This window comes from Actinoplanes sp. NPDC051537, assembly GCF_055586105.1.
Window position 1 is genome coordinate 1 of record NZ_JBVJIU010000042.1, and the last position, 12855, is coordinate 12855.

General features: G+C 66.7%; 38 protein-coding genes and 1 pseudogene. 36 read left to right on the forward strand and 3 right to left on the reverse strand.

The genetic code is table 11. From position 1 onward, the window contains the following. Positions 1-94: 94 nt before the first annotated feature. Positions 95-634 carry a DUF4352 domain-containing protein gene (locus ACZ6TB_RS48570; protein WP_465568644.1) on the forward strand — a complete coding sequence of 180 codons (540 nt, stop codon included), beginning with the start codon at positions 95-97 and terminating at the stop codon, positions 632-634. 50 nt (positions 635-684) lie between these two features. On the opposite strand, the gene ACZ6TB_RS48575 is transcribed toward ACZ6TB_RS48570, so the two are convergent. Next, the gene (locus ACZ6TB_RS48575) at positions 685-1416 is read right to left on the reverse strand and encodes a GntR family transcriptional regulator (RefSeq protein WP_465568646.1); all 732 of its coding nucleotides are present in this window, start codon (positions 1414-1416) and stop codon (positions 685-687) included. A gap of 257 nt (positions 1417-1673) precedes the next feature. Here ACZ6TB_RS48575 and ACZ6TB_RS48580 point away from each other — a divergent pair, with 257 nt between their 5' ends. Then, the gene (locus tag ACZ6TB_RS48580) at positions 1674-1907 is read left to right on the forward strand and encodes a hypothetical protein (protein ID WP_465568649.1); all 234 of its coding nucleotides are present in this window, start codon (positions 1674-1676) and stop codon (positions 1905-1907) included. Positions 1908-1918: 11 nt separating this feature from the next. Here the strand turns inward: ACZ6TB_RS48580 and ACZ6TB_RS48585 are convergent, their stop codons facing one another. Further along, positions 1919-2749, reverse strand: coding sequence for a Scr1 family TA system antitoxin-like transcriptional regulator (locus ACZ6TB_RS48585; protein WP_465568652.1), 831 nt, complete (start codon positions 2747-2749; stop codon positions 1919-1921). A 302-nt stretch (positions 2750-3051) separates the two neighbouring features. On the opposite strand from ACZ6TB_RS48585, the gene ACZ6TB_RS48590 reads away from it, so the two are divergent. The 13 genes from ACZ6TB_RS48590 (at position 3052) to ACZ6TB_RS48650 (ending at position 6525) form a co-directional block, all read left to right on the forward strand. Continuing rightward, positions 3052-3234: a hypothetical protein gene (locus tag ACZ6TB_RS48590; protein ID WP_465568654.1), complete on the forward strand. Its 183-nt coding sequence runs from the start codon at positions 3052-3054 to the stop codon at positions 3232-3234. Continuing rightward, complete coding sequence (locus ACZ6TB_RS48595; RefSeq protein WP_465568657.1) at positions 3231-3641, forward strand: hypothetical protein; 411 nt, start codon at positions 3231-3233, stop codon at positions 3639-3641. Before ACZ6TB_RS48590 ends, ACZ6TB_RS48595 begins: the two co-directional genes overlap by 4 nt. Next, positions 3638-3862 carry a hypothetical protein gene (locus tag ACZ6TB_RS48600; protein WP_465568660.1) on the forward strand — a complete coding sequence of 75 codons (225 nt, stop codon included), beginning with the start codon at positions 3638-3640 and terminating at the stop codon, positions 3860-3862. The genes ACZ6TB_RS48595 and ACZ6TB_RS48600 overlap by 4 nt, the downstream gene beginning before the upstream one ends. After that, positions 3859-4080 (forward strand): hypothetical protein, encoded by a 222-nt coding sequence (locus ACZ6TB_RS48605; RefSeq protein ID WP_465568663.1) that lies wholly within the window; start codon positions 3859-3861, stop codon positions 4078-4080. The genes ACZ6TB_RS48600 and ACZ6TB_RS48605 overlap by 4 nt, the downstream gene beginning before the upstream one ends. Beyond that, positions 4077-4445, forward strand: a complete 369-nt coding sequence (locus ACZ6TB_RS48610) for a hypothetical protein (protein WP_465568665.1) — start codon at positions 4077-4079, stop codon at positions 4443-4445. Before ACZ6TB_RS48605 ends, ACZ6TB_RS48610 begins: the two co-directional genes overlap by 4 nt. Positions 4446-4635: 190 nt before the next feature. After that, the gene (locus ACZ6TB_RS48615; RefSeq protein ID WP_465568668.1) at positions 4636-4800 is read left to right on the forward strand and encodes a hypothetical protein; all 165 of its coding nucleotides are present in this window, start codon (positions 4636-4638) and stop codon (positions 4798-4800) included. Positions 4801-4966: 166 nt separating this feature from the next. Continuing rightward, the gene (locus ACZ6TB_RS48620; RefSeq protein WP_465568671.1) at positions 4967-5197 is read left to right on the forward strand and encodes a hypothetical protein; all 231 of its coding nucleotides are present in this window, start codon (positions 4967-4969) and stop codon (positions 5195-5197) included. 96 nt (positions 5198-5293) lie between these two features. Continuing rightward, the gene (locus ACZ6TB_RS48625; RefSeq protein ID WP_465568673.1) at positions 5294-5512 is read left to right on the forward strand and encodes a hypothetical protein; all 219 of its coding nucleotides are present in this window, start codon (positions 5294-5296) and stop codon (positions 5510-5512) included. Beyond that, a complete protein-coding gene (locus ACZ6TB_RS48630; RefSeq protein ID WP_465568675.1) occupies positions 5509-5715 on the forward strand; it encodes a hypothetical protein in 207 nt (68 codons plus the stop codon). Before ACZ6TB_RS48625 ends, ACZ6TB_RS48630 begins: the two co-directional genes overlap by 4 nt. Next, a complete protein-coding gene (locus ACZ6TB_RS48635; RefSeq protein ID WP_465568677.1) occupies positions 5715-5918 on the forward strand; it encodes a hypothetical protein in 204 nt (67 codons plus the stop codon). Before ACZ6TB_RS48630 ends, ACZ6TB_RS48635 begins: the two co-directional genes overlap by 1 nt. Positions 5919-6003: 85 nt before the next feature. Beyond that, entirely contained in the window at positions 6004-6153 is a 150-nt protein-coding gene (locus tag ACZ6TB_RS48640) for a hypothetical protein (RefSeq protein WP_465568680.1), read from the forward strand. Further along, positions 6153-6335: a hypothetical protein gene (locus tag ACZ6TB_RS48645; protein WP_465568682.1), complete on the forward strand. Its 183-nt coding sequence runs from the start codon at positions 6153-6155 to the stop codon at positions 6333-6335. Before ACZ6TB_RS48640 ends, ACZ6TB_RS48645 begins: the two co-directional genes overlap by 1 nt. Continuing rightward, the gene (locus ACZ6TB_RS48650) at positions 6328-6525 is read left to right on the forward strand and encodes a hypothetical protein (RefSeq protein WP_465568685.1); all 198 of its coding nucleotides are present in this window, start codon (positions 6328-6330) and stop codon (positions 6523-6525) included. The genes ACZ6TB_RS48645 and ACZ6TB_RS48650 overlap by 8 nt, the downstream gene beginning before the upstream one ends. Before the next feature lies 1 nt (position 6526). Here the strand turns inward: ACZ6TB_RS48650 and ACZ6TB_RS48655 are convergent, their stop codons facing one another. Further along, positions 6527-6742 (reverse strand): hypothetical protein, encoded by a 216-nt coding sequence (locus ACZ6TB_RS48655; RefSeq protein ID WP_465568688.1) that lies wholly within the window; start codon positions 6740-6742, stop codon positions 6527-6529. An 84-nt stretch (positions 6743-6826) separates the two neighbouring features. Here ACZ6TB_RS48655 and ACZ6TB_RS48660 point away from each other — a divergent pair, with 84 nt between their 5' ends. The 21 genes and pseudogenes from ACZ6TB_RS48660 to ACZ6TB_RS48760 form a co-directional block, all read left to right on the forward strand. Beyond that, positions 6827-7318, forward strand: coding sequence for a hypothetical protein (locus ACZ6TB_RS48660; RefSeq protein ID WP_465568691.1), 492 nt, complete (start codon positions 6827-6829; stop codon positions 7316-7318). Further along, on the forward strand, positions 7318-7566 hold the full coding sequence (locus ACZ6TB_RS48665) for a hypothetical protein (RefSeq protein ID WP_465568693.1): 249 nt from the start codon (positions 7318-7320) through the stop codon (positions 7564-7566). The genes ACZ6TB_RS48660 and ACZ6TB_RS48665 overlap by 1 nt, the downstream gene beginning before the upstream one ends. A 196-nt stretch (positions 7567-7762) precedes the next feature. Beyond that, positions 7763-7996, forward strand: a complete 234-nt coding sequence (locus ACZ6TB_RS48670; protein WP_465568696.1) for a hypothetical protein — start codon at positions 7763-7765, stop codon at positions 7994-7996. Beyond that, a complete protein-coding gene (locus ACZ6TB_RS48675) occupies positions 7993-8322 on the forward strand; it encodes a hypothetical protein (protein WP_465568698.1) in 330 nt (109 codons plus the stop codon). Before ACZ6TB_RS48670 ends, ACZ6TB_RS48675 begins: the two co-directional genes overlap by 4 nt. A gap of 9 nt (positions 8323-8331) precedes the next feature. Next, entirely contained in the window at positions 8332-8631 is a 300-nt protein-coding gene (locus ACZ6TB_RS48680; RefSeq protein ID WP_465568700.1) for a hypothetical protein, read from the forward strand. Continuing rightward, positions 8628-8960, forward strand: coding sequence for a hypothetical protein (locus ACZ6TB_RS48685; protein ID WP_465568703.1), 333 nt, complete (start codon positions 8628-8630; stop codon positions 8958-8960). The genes ACZ6TB_RS48680 and ACZ6TB_RS48685 overlap by 4 nt, the downstream gene beginning before the upstream one ends. Next, positions 8957-9142, forward strand: coding sequence for a hypothetical protein (locus ACZ6TB_RS48690; protein ID WP_465568705.1), 186 nt, complete (start codon positions 8957-8959; stop codon positions 9140-9142). The genes ACZ6TB_RS48685 and ACZ6TB_RS48690 overlap by 4 nt, the downstream gene beginning before the upstream one ends. Further along, complete coding sequence (locus tag ACZ6TB_RS48695; RefSeq protein ID WP_465568706.1) at positions 9139-9426, forward strand: hypothetical protein; 288 nt, start codon at positions 9139-9141, stop codon at positions 9424-9426. Before ACZ6TB_RS48690 ends, ACZ6TB_RS48695 begins: the two co-directional genes overlap by 4 nt. Positions 9427-9437: 11 nt before the next feature. Then, on the forward strand, positions 9438-9695 hold the full coding sequence (locus ACZ6TB_RS48700; RefSeq protein ID WP_465568708.1) for a hypothetical protein: 258 nt from the start codon (positions 9438-9440) through the stop codon (positions 9693-9695). Further along, positions 9692-9919: a hypothetical protein gene (locus ACZ6TB_RS48705; protein WP_465568711.1), complete on the forward strand. Its 228-nt coding sequence runs from the start codon at positions 9692-9694 to the stop codon at positions 9917-9919. Before ACZ6TB_RS48700 ends, ACZ6TB_RS48705 begins: the two co-directional genes overlap by 4 nt. Then, the gene (locus tag ACZ6TB_RS48710; protein ID WP_465568714.1) at positions 9919-10131 is read left to right on the forward strand and encodes a hypothetical protein; all 213 of its coding nucleotides are present in this window, start codon (positions 9919-9921) and stop codon (positions 10129-10131) included. The genes ACZ6TB_RS48705 and ACZ6TB_RS48710 overlap by 1 nt, the downstream gene beginning before the upstream one ends. Next, entirely contained in the window at positions 10128-10361 is a 234-nt protein-coding gene (locus ACZ6TB_RS48715; RefSeq protein ID WP_465568716.1) for a hypothetical protein, read from the forward strand. The genes ACZ6TB_RS48710 and ACZ6TB_RS48715 overlap by 4 nt, the downstream gene beginning before the upstream one ends. Next, the gene (locus ACZ6TB_RS48720; RefSeq protein ID WP_465568719.1) at positions 10358-10528 is read left to right on the forward strand and encodes a hypothetical protein; all 171 of its coding nucleotides are present in this window, start codon (positions 10358-10360) and stop codon (positions 10526-10528) included. The genes ACZ6TB_RS48715 and ACZ6TB_RS48720 overlap by 4 nt, the downstream gene beginning before the upstream one ends. Beyond that, a complete protein-coding gene (locus ACZ6TB_RS48725; RefSeq protein WP_465568721.1) occupies positions 10528-10905 on the forward strand; it encodes a hypothetical protein in 378 nt (125 codons plus the stop codon). The genes ACZ6TB_RS48720 and ACZ6TB_RS48725 overlap by 1 nt, the downstream gene beginning before the upstream one ends. Then, a complete protein-coding gene (locus ACZ6TB_RS48730) occupies positions 10905-11120 on the forward strand; it encodes a hypothetical protein (RefSeq protein WP_465568724.1) in 216 nt (71 codons plus the stop codon). Before ACZ6TB_RS48725 ends, ACZ6TB_RS48730 begins: the two co-directional genes overlap by 1 nt. Beyond that, entirely contained in the window at positions 11120-11272 is a 153-nt protein-coding gene (locus tag ACZ6TB_RS48735; protein ID WP_465568727.1) for a hypothetical protein, read from the forward strand. The genes ACZ6TB_RS48730 and ACZ6TB_RS48735 overlap by 1 nt, the downstream gene beginning before the upstream one ends. Then, positions 11269-11559, forward strand: coding sequence for a hypothetical protein (locus ACZ6TB_RS48740; RefSeq protein WP_465568730.1), 291 nt, complete (start codon positions 11269-11271; stop codon positions 11557-11559). The genes ACZ6TB_RS48735 and ACZ6TB_RS48740 overlap by 4 nt, the downstream gene beginning before the upstream one ends. 163 nt (positions 11560-11722) lie before the next feature. Further along, positions 11723-12073 carry an RNA-binding protein gene (locus ACZ6TB_RS48745; protein WP_465568733.1) on the forward strand — a complete coding sequence of 117 codons (351 nt, stop codon included), beginning with the start codon at positions 11723-11725 and terminating at the stop codon, positions 12071-12073. A 26-nt stretch (positions 12074-12099) separates the two neighbouring features. Continuing rightward, positions 12100-12276, forward strand: a complete 177-nt coding sequence (locus tag ACZ6TB_RS48750; RefSeq protein WP_465568736.1) for a hypothetical protein — start codon at positions 12100-12102, stop codon at positions 12274-12276. Between the two features lie 17 nt (positions 12277-12293). Beyond that, positions 12294-12485 carry a hypothetical protein gene (locus ACZ6TB_RS48755; protein WP_465568738.1) on the forward strand — a complete coding sequence of 64 codons (192 nt, stop codon included), beginning with the start codon at positions 12294-12296 and terminating at the stop codon, positions 12483-12485. A gap of 54 nt (positions 12486-12539) precedes the next feature. After that, a pseudogene (locus ACZ6TB_RS48760) lies at positions 12540-12855 on the forward strand (hypothetical protein); the annotation flags it as partial.

The following is a 12855-nucleotide window of genomic DNA, read 5'->3' on the forward strand; positions in this document are numbered from 1 at the left end:
ACACCGGTCGTTGAGTCGGTGCGCGGTCGGCTCTCATGGGCTGGTAGCCGGCCGCGTCACCAGCCCAGCGGACCGGCCCATGGGAGACCCCTCCATGCGTAACAAACTCACCCTCTCCGGCCTCTCCGCGCTGGCCGCGATTGCTCTCGCCTGCGGCAGCGGCCCCGCCGTCAGTGGTGCCGGCGGAGACGCCGACGCTGCCCCGGCGAAGAAACCCGCAGCGCCCACGACGGTGCAGATGGGCCAGAAGCTGTCGGTGAACTCGGCCGGCCTCAAGGCGACGTACACGCTGTCGAAGGCAGAGATCCGCACCAAGGACACGTATGGGATCACCCCGCAGAACGGTGCCTGGCTGCTGGTGTACCTGCGCGTGGATGTTGCTGAAGGTGAAGCGCTCGCCTGCAGCTGCGACGTATCTCTGGTCCAGAAGGACGGCAAGGTCGACGAGTTCGGCGCCGGTGGGCTAAGTAACCGGCCAGACTTCCAGGCAACGAGCCTGAAGGCCGGCCAGCACACGGACGGCTGGGTCGTCTTCGACGTGCCCCGCGACGCGATCGCCGGGTCGAAGGTGCAGCTGAAGGTGCCAAACCTGTTCGGTGACTCCGCCTACGGCTACTGGGCGGTCAAGGCCTAAGAGACGCGAAACGGCCCGCACCAATCGCGGTGCGGGCCGTTTCGCGTCTCTTACTTGTCTTCCACCTGCCATAGGCCAGGCGCGTAGACGTCTTCCCAGACGGAAATCGGGCCGTCTTCGTCGTGGAACGACGTACGGACGACGAGGACGGCCGCTGCCATATTGGCAGGTATGCCGATTTCAAGAGCCGCCAGTTCGTCGCTGCTTGCTAGGCGGGCACCGCGGCGCTCCGGCAGCGCAGTAATCGCCTTCCCGGTCCGCTCGCGGTAGGTGTTGTGCCAGAAAGGTTTAAGCTGCCCCTGTTGCAGAACCTCAGGAACTGAGGCGATGGCGCGCGGGTGGATGAACGAGAACGCAACAACAGTGGGCTTGTCGTCCTTGCGGAACGTTCGCCGGCGGACCACAACCTCGTCGCCGGGGTCGACGTCCATCTCACGGCAGAGCTCGAGCTCACGCAGGCTGAACAGGCCGGCGGAGTGATCGGTGCTTGTCTCCCCGGGGGCGTACTCGCGACCGACGCGCTTCAGTCGTTCGACCCGCGCGATGCCGGTGGCGACCTCGCTGCGCTGCGTGGCAACGATGGTGTGCTGCCCAGGCATCGCGATTGTCAGGCCCTCGAGTTTGAGTACCTTGAAGGCGCGCGCTGCGGTGGTGATGGAGACGCCGAACTCTTCGCATACCTTGTTCATCGACGGCATCACGTCGCCTGGCTGGAGCTCGCCGTCGCTGATGAGTCGACGGTAGTGAGCGGCGATGTCTTGGTATCCGGTGCGGTCGGTCATTCCACCTCCTGAGTCCGGCCGGCGCGCGGCATGTGTAGTGCTAGTCGTGAATACTAGAGCACTTGCCCGTCCTAGGTGTAGGGCTATACCTTCTTGTGTGTGGTTCTATACGGCGAGTGCAGCCGTCGCCACCCGGAGATCCACGTCGTCGCGCTAGAAGGGTCGTCACCATGGCGCAGTTCGGCTCAAGCGAGGTCACAACTTCGGGGTGCGGCACGTGGCCATGGTGCGACGGCAGCCCTCATCACTCCGGAGGCATGCACCAGCACCAGATTCGTCAGGCCTGGCGCGAGCACCCGGGCGGCCCTGAGCTTGGTCTTGCCCTCGAGGCGCACGAGGGCGATGAAGACGCGGCGCCTCGAATCGCGATCAGCTACTCCCGGGACGGTGTGGTGACGGACGGTTTCGTCGCACTCCCGCTGGCCAACGCCGAAGACTTCGTGTTGTCGGTTCTGAAGGCTGTCGCCCAGGCCCGGAACGGCCAGGGTTAGCAGGTACGCGGTTAGGCTGCCGGCAGGTCTGCGATGGCTTCGAGAATGCGCGTGCGTGCTTCTTCGCCGTGCAGGGCCGAAGACCATAGCTGGTCAAGCCAGGACTTGAGGGCCTCAGCTTCTTTGCCGAGATAATGCCTCGACCGGACGCCGTCGTCGATGACTGCTTCGTCGTCGTACACGGACACGGGGGCAGGAATGGGCAAGGCCTCGAGCGGATCCATCATTGGCAGTACGGCCACGCTGACGTTTCGCATGGCTGCAGCGCTGACAAGCCGATCAAGTTGAGCGGCCATGGTTCCCCTGTCGCCCACGACAGTGCGCAGCGCCGGTTCGCTGATGAGGAATCGGAAGTCACGGTCGCCGTCGCTCAGTAGGCGTTGTCGCCCCTGGAGTGCTGGTCGATCGAGCTCACGACCGGCGAGGCGCGCGACTTCGGCGGCGTAGCCGTCGGTCTGAAGCAGGTCGGGAAGAAGCGTGGTCGAGAAAGTCTGGATGAGAGCGGCCTGCTCTGCGAGCCCTTCCGTGAGGATCACTGTTGTCGGTGGCCCGCCGGCGTGGCGCCGAAACTGCGTGCGCTTCGTCCCAGCATCGGCCAGAAGCTTCCGCCATTCCTTCCGGGTTGCCTGGCTTGCATCGACGGCGCCAGCCCACGCCTCGAGGTCGTCGGCTGTGATCAGCTGCTCGCCGTTCTCGATCTTAGAGATCTTCGAGGAACTCCAGCCAGGACCGAGGATCGTGGCGAATTGTCGCGTGCTGTGCTTCCCGCGTGCGGCCGCGAGTTCGGTCGACAGGCCGCCGGGATCGCGGGTCAGCCATGCCTTCATGCGGCCGTTAGTCATCGGGGCTCCTAGCGCTGTTGCGTAGCTGCTGCTTCTCACATGCTGCCAAACCCGCGAGCAGATGGCAGCACCGCTTCGCTAGCGCGTTGGGTCGCATAGAAGCGCTGCTAGAAGCACTGTCGTGCCGCTTCTAGAGTGCTTCTTGACTTAGCCATAGCACTAGCGCATCGTATGTGTAGTACTTCGCTAAGTCTTCCGGCCGGGCTAGTCGCACATCTCAGCTCTGGCCCGGCCGGACATCAACCCCGGAGGCACGCGTGCAAACGCCCACCACCGACCCCTACTCCCGTAACAACCGGCTGATGGCTTTCTTCGGACCCGAAGGCCTCGCCGGGCAGATGCGGCCACTGACCGACGAGGAACTGGAACTCATCGAAGCCGGCCTCGCCCGGCACGGCTGGGATCCGGTCACAGCGGCCGGATTCCCGGCCGACAGCCCTGCCGCCCCGGAGATCCGCCGGGTCATGTTCGGCGGCGCCCGATGAGCCGCGCGATCGCCCGCACCGGCACCGACCAGCAGCGTCTGCAGGCCGTGTTCGACGGGCTCGCCGCGGAGGGTGTCGCGCTGTGGTTTGACCTGCGCGGTGCGACCGGGGTCCGGGAGGACCGTTACCACGACTACATCGCGGCGGCCGAGCGTGCCGGCACGGACCGCTGGGTGGGTGACCACATCGGCAGCACCGACAATGGCGGCGCCTACTGGGCCGACGACGGCGTCCTGCGGACCCGCCCGAACGGGGCGGCGTGGAAGCAGCTGTCGTGGTCGTTCAACCACGAGATCCCCGGCCTGGCGGAGCTGCTGGTGCGGCTGCATTCCGAGCAGGGCTTCGACGTGTCGTGGTCGGGTCACCCGTACGACTGCGTGATCGTCGACCTGGGCAGTGCCCGATGAACGCCACCATCGACCTGCTGCTGATCACCGCCGCGGGGCGGGGTGAACTCTCCTACGACGGGGACCTGAAGCCCGTCTTCTACCGCTGGGATGACCGGCCGGTCGACACCGAATGCGCGGCCCGGATCGACGACCTGGTCGCCGCCGGTCACCTGATCGATCCGCAAGCGCACGGGAAGCCGCTGACCCCCACCGACACGGGTTGGGGGTTGCTGTCGTGACCGGCCAGTGCACGACCACTGATGTGGACTGGATCCGCGCCGCCGGCCGGGATGTTCTTGCTTATCAGCACGGCGTGTTCTACGCCTACGGTGTCGAGGTGTCCGCGCTTGAAGCGCACCAACTCCGGGATCTGATCTTCCAGGGTTTGCTCGAGTTGCACGCCACATTCGTCACCGCCACCGCTGCGGGCCGCTCTCGGATGGGGGCCACCCGGTGACCGACTTCGACTGGGCGGACGTGCGCCGGCCCGGCGATTTCCCGGCCCGCCGGGACTGGGATGCGCTGGTGCAGTTCACGGTGCAGGGCTCGTGGGGTGGCCCATGGCCGCCGAACCCGACCCTCAACGAGCTGGCGGGGCTGCTGGTGGAGCGGGCCGCGGACATCATCGGGTTCGGGCTCACCGTGCACCGCGGCGGCGGCGTGGAGATCTCGTCCGGTCAGGACGTGGCTGCGCTGGCGGAAACGCTGACCGGGCTGTCCGACGCCGATTCCGCTGATCTGACCCGTGTCGAGGTGATCGTGTGGGCGGGCGTTACGGGCGCTGAGATAGCCCGCTCCCTTCTTTGTTCCGAGGAGGACTGACCGTGTCCGCTTCCACTCTGATCCCGGCTGCCGACGACTTCGACGCGTGGGAGACCGAACTATGCCAGCCCCCGCGCCGGCGTCCGACGCGGGCTGCTGAGCGTCGCTCTGGCCGGGAGGCCATTGACCGCGGGCTAGGCCTGAACCGGCACCGCCGCACCGAGCGGGAGGCGTGATGAACGAGCTGGCCATGTCTGACTCGTTCGACGAGCACCGCGACCCGGCGTGCGCGGAGCATCCGCATTGTCCGTTCTGCGGCGGGGTGATGGTGGAGGAACCGGACCAGGTCGTGTGCGTGTCCTGCCGGACCGCCGCGCCGGTGACGGTTGACGTACGGGAGCGAGTGGCGTTGTGAACGCCGCTGAAAGCACTGTCAACGGCCGCTACCCGGGTGACGCCGGGCGGGACCGGAAGCGCACAAAGCGCTGCCCCTACGACTACGCCGAGCTGGACGTGCGCGCCGGGCTGACCATCTGCCCTGACTGCGGGAGAACGCTGCAGGAGATGGCGCAGGTGCCCCGGTGAACAGCCTCGATACCGCCCGGGCGGAGGCGCTGTTCGTGTCCCGCCTCGACCCGGCCGACGAGCCGACCGGCGTCAACATCCGGTACGCGGTCGCCGCGGAGCTTGAGGCCGGCGACTGCGAAGGCCGGATGGCGCAGCGGTTTGGCGACTACCCGGACACGGCGCCCGCGCGGATGCGCTGGTGTGTGGTCGCGGCCCGAGCCGCCTACGAGCCCGTTCCGGTGTGACCCGCTTCCCGCGGTACCCAGCCTCTCCCGCCAGTCACTTCCCCGGGGCTGGGTGCCGTGGGTGGCCGGTCAACCCCCGGCGAAGGGAAAGACAACATGCCCAACAACCTCACCGCCCGCCTCTACACCGTTCATGTCAGCGACGGCCACAGCTCGTGGCCAGGTGAGCCGATCCGGGCCGCCGACGACGCGGAAGCCCGCGCGAAGGCGGGCACGTTGGCCGCGTATGCGCCTGCGGAGATTAGTTTCCGGCTGACCGACGATCAGGGCCGGATCTTGGGCGAATATTCACGGGGCGGGCGGCTCCAGTGGTGAGCGCCTACGACAACGATCCGCGGGTGAAGAACCTGAGCGACGACGATTTCACGCTGTTCGTGGTCGATGACGGACGCGGTGGTCACGGCCGGGTGGATTGCTCGATGCCCCCGCACTGGTCGGCGTCCTGGGTCAATGAGCGGCCGCGCTTCTACGGCTCGCTTAACGAGGCGATCCGGTCGCTGATCGGAGACCCACGCTGATGCCCATCCACAAGATCCGGGAGCGGGACATTCCGGCGCTCGGCTACACCGGGCCCGGCGGCACCATCGTCAAGGTCGACGTGGTGAAGGAGTCCGGCGACACGACAAGGATCCGCGTGCAGGACTGCGGCGTCGTGGCGAGCTGGGGCGACGAGTACGAGGTGCCGTCGGCAGCCGTCCGCATGTGGTACGAGGACCTTTGACCAACTGATGACGGAAACGAAGACGGGGCGCGCCGAGACCGACCAAAGCCCGCGCACCCCATCCGATCCCTGTTAGGAGACGACGATGACGGTACAGGAACTCAACACCACCCAGCCGCCGGACTGGAATCCGGACCGGGCGACGATCGCCCGAATGGTGGCCGCGGTGAACCGGGAGGCGTATCCGCCGGCCCGCCGCAACGGTGTGGGCCCGGTCGCGGAACCGGGCCGGTAGTGGCGCACGAACACGCGGACCGGCTGACCGTGTACTTCGATGATGCCCGAGAGCCGGAGGAGTACGAGAACGTTAGCTACACGCCGCACCGAGACGGGGTGACCGTGTTCGTTGCAGGCGAAGCCCGGGACTTCCCGCTGGCCCGGGCGGTCGCCGACAAGCTGGCGGCCGCGGATGCCTGAGCTCGGCGAACGCTACCGGGAGCCGGGCATGGCTCTGGCCAGCGAGTGGACCGGTGAGAGGTGGACGTCGGTGTGCCCGGACGACGATGTCGCTTTGACCGGGCGGGACGGCGAGGGCTGGCCGATCTGCCCGGTGTGTGGACGCCGGCACAACGACCTCGCCGAGCAGGCAGGGCGGGAACAGCAGTAGATCAGGCCCCGCCTTCCGCAGGCGGGGTCTTCTGTTCGCCGACGCTCTCGTCGATGACGTATTTGCCTTGCAGGAACCCTTTGATCAGCTTGCTGATGGTCTCGGACCGCTTCCGTTTGCCGACCTTCTCGCCGAGTTGTTCCCACAGTTCTTCCGGGTCGGGTCGGATGAGTCGCCCCGGAAGTTGGTGGCGGTCCTCTCGGCGGTCTTTTGGCACGTGAACATCATCCCATGGTGGATATCCAATCGGGCAGTCACTCGGTAGACTGGTGGATATCCACCGGTCTACAGAAGGAGCCTGATGGGCTACGACACCGAGTTCTGGGGGCACGTCACCGTGAATCCCCCGCTGAACCCGCACGAGATCACCTACCTGAAGGACTTCTCCACCTCCCGGCGTTTCGCCCGCCACAGCGGCCCGTACACCGTGACCGAGGGCGACTACCGCAGCCCGGACACCATCGACTACAACGGTGTCCCGGACGGCCAGCACAGCCTGTGGTGCGACTGGAGCCCCTCCGGCGACGGCACCGAGATCTCCTGGAGTGGGGCGGAGAAGTTCCACTACCCGGAGCGCTGGATGCAGTACCTGATCGACACGTTCCTCAAGCCCGGTGCCGCTCTGTCGTGCGAGATGAAGGCCCCGCACGCCGGCCGCTTCTACGATCCGCGGTTCGAGCACTTCACGTTCGACCACGTCGTGGACGGTGAGATCGGCGCGCAGGGCGAGGACCCAGGCGACCGGTACGCCGTGGTGGTCGAAGCCAACGAAGTACGGAAGGTGGGTGCCTGATGGAGCACAGCACCGCCAAGACCGCGGTCCTCACCGACAGCGAGCCGCCGGACGGCAGCAAGCTGGTTGTCATCGGCGAACACGACTCGAAGTTGATCTGGCGCGATGATGCCGCCGCGGAAGGCTACGACGCCCTTACGGGCGAGCACTGGTTCGACGACCACGACGAGGACCCGATGGTGCTGCACGAGCACATCAAGTACGCCGACGCCGTGTACGGGCTCGGCGAGAAGCTGGCCGAGTTCTGATGAGTCATATCCTCGCCGACCGAATCCGGCACCATCTCACGCCGCCTGGCTATTTCCCCGGCCCGGGACCTATCGCTGCCGTTCTGGCCGTGCTCGATAAGTGCGAGCAGATGCGGTCGGAGCAGGAGCAGTACCCAGGCTGGGCGCACGCGGACGAGATCGAGTCCGTAATCGCACACGTGTTGCGGATCGACCGATGACCCTGATGTTCGTGTGCGCGAAGGAAGATGAGCAGGGCCCCGACCGCACCCACCAGACGTCGATCGTGATGAAGGTCTGCCCGCGCTGCGGCAAGCATGCGGTGGCCGGCTACTGGTGCGAGGAAGAGGGCTGCGAACACCAGGACGTCGACCCCGACGAGCGGCTGGCCGGGCACGGCGAGGGCAAATGCGAGCCGCAGATGACGGGATTAATCGAGGAGGGCAAATGACCGACACCCACGACACGATCACGCTGGTCGGCCGTACCTACGGGAAGGTCACGATCACGCTCGGCCGGGCCGAGTATGAGCAGGCGAAGGCCGACGACATGGTCGATCACCTGCTCGACGTGTGGCTGAGCGACATGGACGAGACGACCACGGTCACCGAGCCGGACGGCACCACCTACAACCCGTACGGCGACATCACGGACACGTGGCACGAGGAGCCCGGCGAGGGTGTGAAAGACGAGCGGCTGACCGACGACAACCATTTCGACACCGCCTGCGATGACCGCCCGTACTGCCGCATCCGCGAACACCACGACCTGGACTGAAGGAGAACCATGGCTATCACCGTGTACGGCGTGTCCGATGACCTGATCGAGGTCGACGGCGACATCTACGAGGAGTTCAGCCACAACGCCGATGAGTCGGCCTTGCTCGCGTTCTCCGACGGCACCGTCCTGCGGGTCATGTACGACAAGGACGGCATCTGGCGGATCATCCCGCTGATCAAAGGCTCGGGGGCGCTGACCATTACGCAGGCGCCGCTCAATGACGACGACAACTACACCGACCGTGCCGTCCTTGACGCGGATGTCCGCTGGGTGCTGCGCGGCAGCGAGCTGAAGGTGCGGCGATGACCGAGATCAGCCGCGAAACGGCCCGTCGGGTGCTTGATCTGCCGCTGCCCGACAATGACGCCGGCGCGGCGACCATTCGCGACTACCTGGTCGCCCTGCTGCGGCAGGTCTGGTCGGACGGCGAGGGCTTCTCCGGCAAGCGCCCGTTCGGCAATTCGGGCTGGGAGTGGGACATGTACCCGCCTCTCATCAAGGCCGGGCTGGTCAGCGGCGAGCTCGACGAGGACGGGTACATCGCCCAGAGGGGCTGGATCGACCAGATCAACGAGACGCATGCGCACGACCTGATCCTCGCCGCGATCGCCGAGCTCGGGCAGGTGCCAGCATGACCGAGCGCACGTTCGCGGAGGGCCAGCGTGTCTTCCACCGCCAGCTCAAGCGGTACGGCACGTTCATCGAGCACTCGTGGGAAAGCGGCACCAGCCACGTTGCGTTCGACGACGACCCGGACGGCTTCGAGGACCGCCGCATCACCACGGCTCAGTTGGTCCCGGCCGAGGAGGCGCCGTGATTACCCAGCACAGCTTCTCCGTCATTCCCGAAGGCAACCCGCTGCGGCGCCGGTACACGGTCACTGCGGAAAGGATCTGGGACCACGACGAGGGCCGCGCCTACTGGGTGGTGCTCTGCGACGGCTTCTACGTACACCACGACATGGAGCTGTACGACACGCCACGCCTGTTCGACGAGGCGCAGGCGTTGGCGGTCGCTGAGGAGGCTGCTGGCTGCGTGAAGCTGTACACCCAGTGCGGCGAGATGAATGCGCACGAGGCGATGACGGCAGGCCTGCGGTGAGCGCCCGCACAGTGAGCCCGCAGCAGTTGGTGGATGCCTTGACCGCGAACGGCTGGCAGGTTGTCGGCGGGCGCGAAGGCCTGTACACGCGGCTGGTGATCCCGACCGAGCACGGCGGCCGGCATTCGTTCCTGGTACCGCTGGACGACACGCAGGGCGACTACGAAGACCTGATGGGCGCAGTCCTCACTTCGCTTGAGCGGTTGTGGATCGACGGACAGGACGCCCACCGGGTGCTGCACCGCCTCGACCCGGGCCTGTACCAGTGAGCATCTCGCAGGTCACGCCGGAGGCGGTGGAGGCGGCGATCCGCGACGGCCATCACACCCGCGGCGCTCTGGCGGCGGTGTTTGAGGTGTTGCCGTCTTCGCAGTTCCTCGCTGACGCGATCACCGTGTTGAAGGACCGCGGCCGGGTGGTGGAGCACGACGGCGGGATCCTGCACGTCAACGACCTGACCGAGCAACTCCCTCACTCCGAGAAGGAGGACTGATGATCAACGAGAAGTTGGCCAACGCGCTGATCGACGCAGCCAAGGACAGGGTTGAAGAGACCCAATTACAGCAGGTCGCGACGATTCTGCGTTCGACCGGACGTTACGGCAGCGAGGCATCGGAGGTCGCCCTGGATGCGCTCGCCGCCCTCAACATCGTGCAGCACGGTGCCCCGCCAGCTGACTTTCCGCCGGAGTGGGGGCTCCGATGACCGACGACGACTTCCGTCGCACCGTGCAGGCTTTGGCCGCCGCCCTCGACAACATCGGCTCCCGCATCTACCGGGACATCAACCCGGACTCCAGCTACGAGTCGTTCGACGAGCGAACGGCGAAACTACTGGACGCTTTCACTGCGTACGCGGAGGAGCAGCTCGCCGTGCTGGACGATCCAACCGTGAAGGCTGTGTGCTCCGCTGCTACCAAGAGGGCTAATCGATGACCGTGACCGACCTTCCCCGCTCTGCCGTCGAGCGGCCCGCCGTCCCGGAGTCGCATGATCCGGCGAGGCTGCACGCGATGTTGGAGGAGCCTGCCCTGATCGGGTTCCGCGGGGAGATCCTCGACGAGATCGAACGGCTGACCGGTGTCCGGCCGGAGGTGGACTGATGACCACGACGATCCCGACCCTGCAGGGTTTCGAGTCCTACTTCGGTCTCCAGCTGAGCGACATCGGCGAGGACGGCAACGTCATCATCCTCGGCCACCACCACCACGATCCGCTTCGGATGATCGCCGCCTTGAACCGGCATGCCCGCGAGTTCTGGGGGCTGGAGAACCTCATCGATGACAAGGCGGTCGAGCTCGGCGATCTGGCCGACTCTCTGACCGAGTCGTACGCGGTGGCCCGCTGCGGCGAGCACTGCCCTGGCGAGGATTGCAAGCAATGCGCGGCGGTGCTGGCTGGTGAGCGCGAGTGGTGGATCGACTGGGCCAAGCCGGCCGATGCGCCGGGCATGTTTCCGGTGACGGTGTGGAGGCCCTGATGACTGAGGTGCAGGCTGTCGACCTCGGCGCCATTGTGCATGTGCTGCGGGTCGCGGACGCCGGCTGCCCGGAGGGTAGCGAGTGGGAGACCGACGCGATCGCGTCCGCCGCGTGGAACGGGTTCCTGGCCGGCCACGGCGATGAGCCGGTGATCCTGTCCGACAAGGGGCGTGCGTTTCTCGAGAAGTTCGGGCCGCTGTACAAGGAGGCGTGATGGGCGAGCAGATCACCATTCCGGCGGAGCTGCTCCGGTCACTGGTAGACGAGGACGACTGCTGGTTCGACCACCACGGCGGCTGCCAGGCCCACGGCTACCTGTCGTTGGAGCCGGGTCAGTTGTGCCCGCAGCAGGAGTCGCAGCGATGAGGCCCGACATCTTCCGGACGCTGCGCGATATCCGCGACGGGCACATCACGCTTTACGTCCACGTCGCCAGGTATGACCCGTTTACGGGCGAACCGATCGATCCGTACGAGGCGGGCACCAGCCCAGATCGCGCGCCGGCCGGGGTTGAGCTTCGCGCCATGCCTGGCTGGTGGCGTGAGCTGGCCCGGCGGGGATGGTTGCGGCTGCCTTCGGCGACTGAGCCGCAGATCTGGATGCTCACGAATCAGGCGCTGGCCAGCGTCGGGGCGCAGGAGTTGCAGCGCTGATGTGCGCGACTCGCTGCCGGGATCCGTTCGCCCACTACGAGGACGACACGTTCGACCTGCCCTGCGGCCATCAGGTGATCGTGTACGTGTGTGGCTGCCGCTGCGACGACCACATGCATGAGCCTTGCGACGGGCGGACCGTCGCCGAACTGGAGGAAGCACGATGAGCGAGGACACAAGCTGCCCCGACTGCGCGGTTCAGGCAGGCGGCACGCACCAGGAGGGCTGCGACGTGGCCCGCTGCCTCGCGACTGGCTTGCAGCGTCTGGGTTGTGACGGCAGGGACGACGAGTATCCGCACCCTGAGCACGATTGCGGCCTGGACGTGTGGACGGGCGAGTGGCCCGGCCTGTCCGAGTGCCGTGAGTTCGGTTGGTGGGCGCAGTTCCGTGGCTCTGAAGGTCTCGGATTCGTTCCGTGCAGCCCGGACGCCCCCGGCGCCAGGGAGGACCTGAACCGTTTGGTTGTTGATGCCCACTGGTCGAAGGTCAGGAAGCGTTGGGTGCTGCGGTGACCGCGCCTCGGGCAGCGGACCTGCCGGTGGGCAGCGTCGTCATCACCATGTCAGCGACGTTCATCAAGGTCGACGCATCGGATGACGTCTGGCGGAGCACCACTGGTGAGCCGATGGGCAAAACGGACGACGAGATTGACGGCGACTTCGCTGGCAAGCCGGCTGCCCGGGTGACGCGAGTTGGCTTCGGGGGCGGCCGGTGAACGCGCAGGAGTCATTCGTGGTCGAGTACGGGTGTGACCGGTTCTGCCGGGTGGAGGTCGACCTGGGCGGGCTGCACGCGCAGTTCACGGTGCGGCAGGCGCGGCGGAAAGCGGACGCCGAACACGAGCGGCTGCATGCGCCGGCGCCGCAGCCGATTCCGCTTCACGATGCGCTGCTGGCAACGTTCCGGTCGTCCAGCCCCGACTAGACTCTTGATCTTCCCTGTGGAGGAGTCACCGTGCAATTACCCGAAGTCCTGGACGTGATCGAACGGCTGCTGATCGCCGCGAACCATCCCGACATCGTCAAGGTCGAACAGTACGGAACAGGCGCGGGAGCGTGGGGGCCGACGGTGGAGACGTCGCCGGTGAAGACGGTGACCGGGGTGAAGGTCACCCACCAGTCGACCGCCACCGCCAGCCTGTGGGGTGCGCAGCAGCCCGGCGCGCAGCCGGTGCCGATGCCGGCGGTGTTGCCGCCGCCGAACCGCCGCGGCCCGCGCCTGGCGATCCTGGTTGCCCGACTCCTCGAGCATGCCCGGCCGGCCGACATCGTGGCGTGGCAGCTGCTGACGTTCC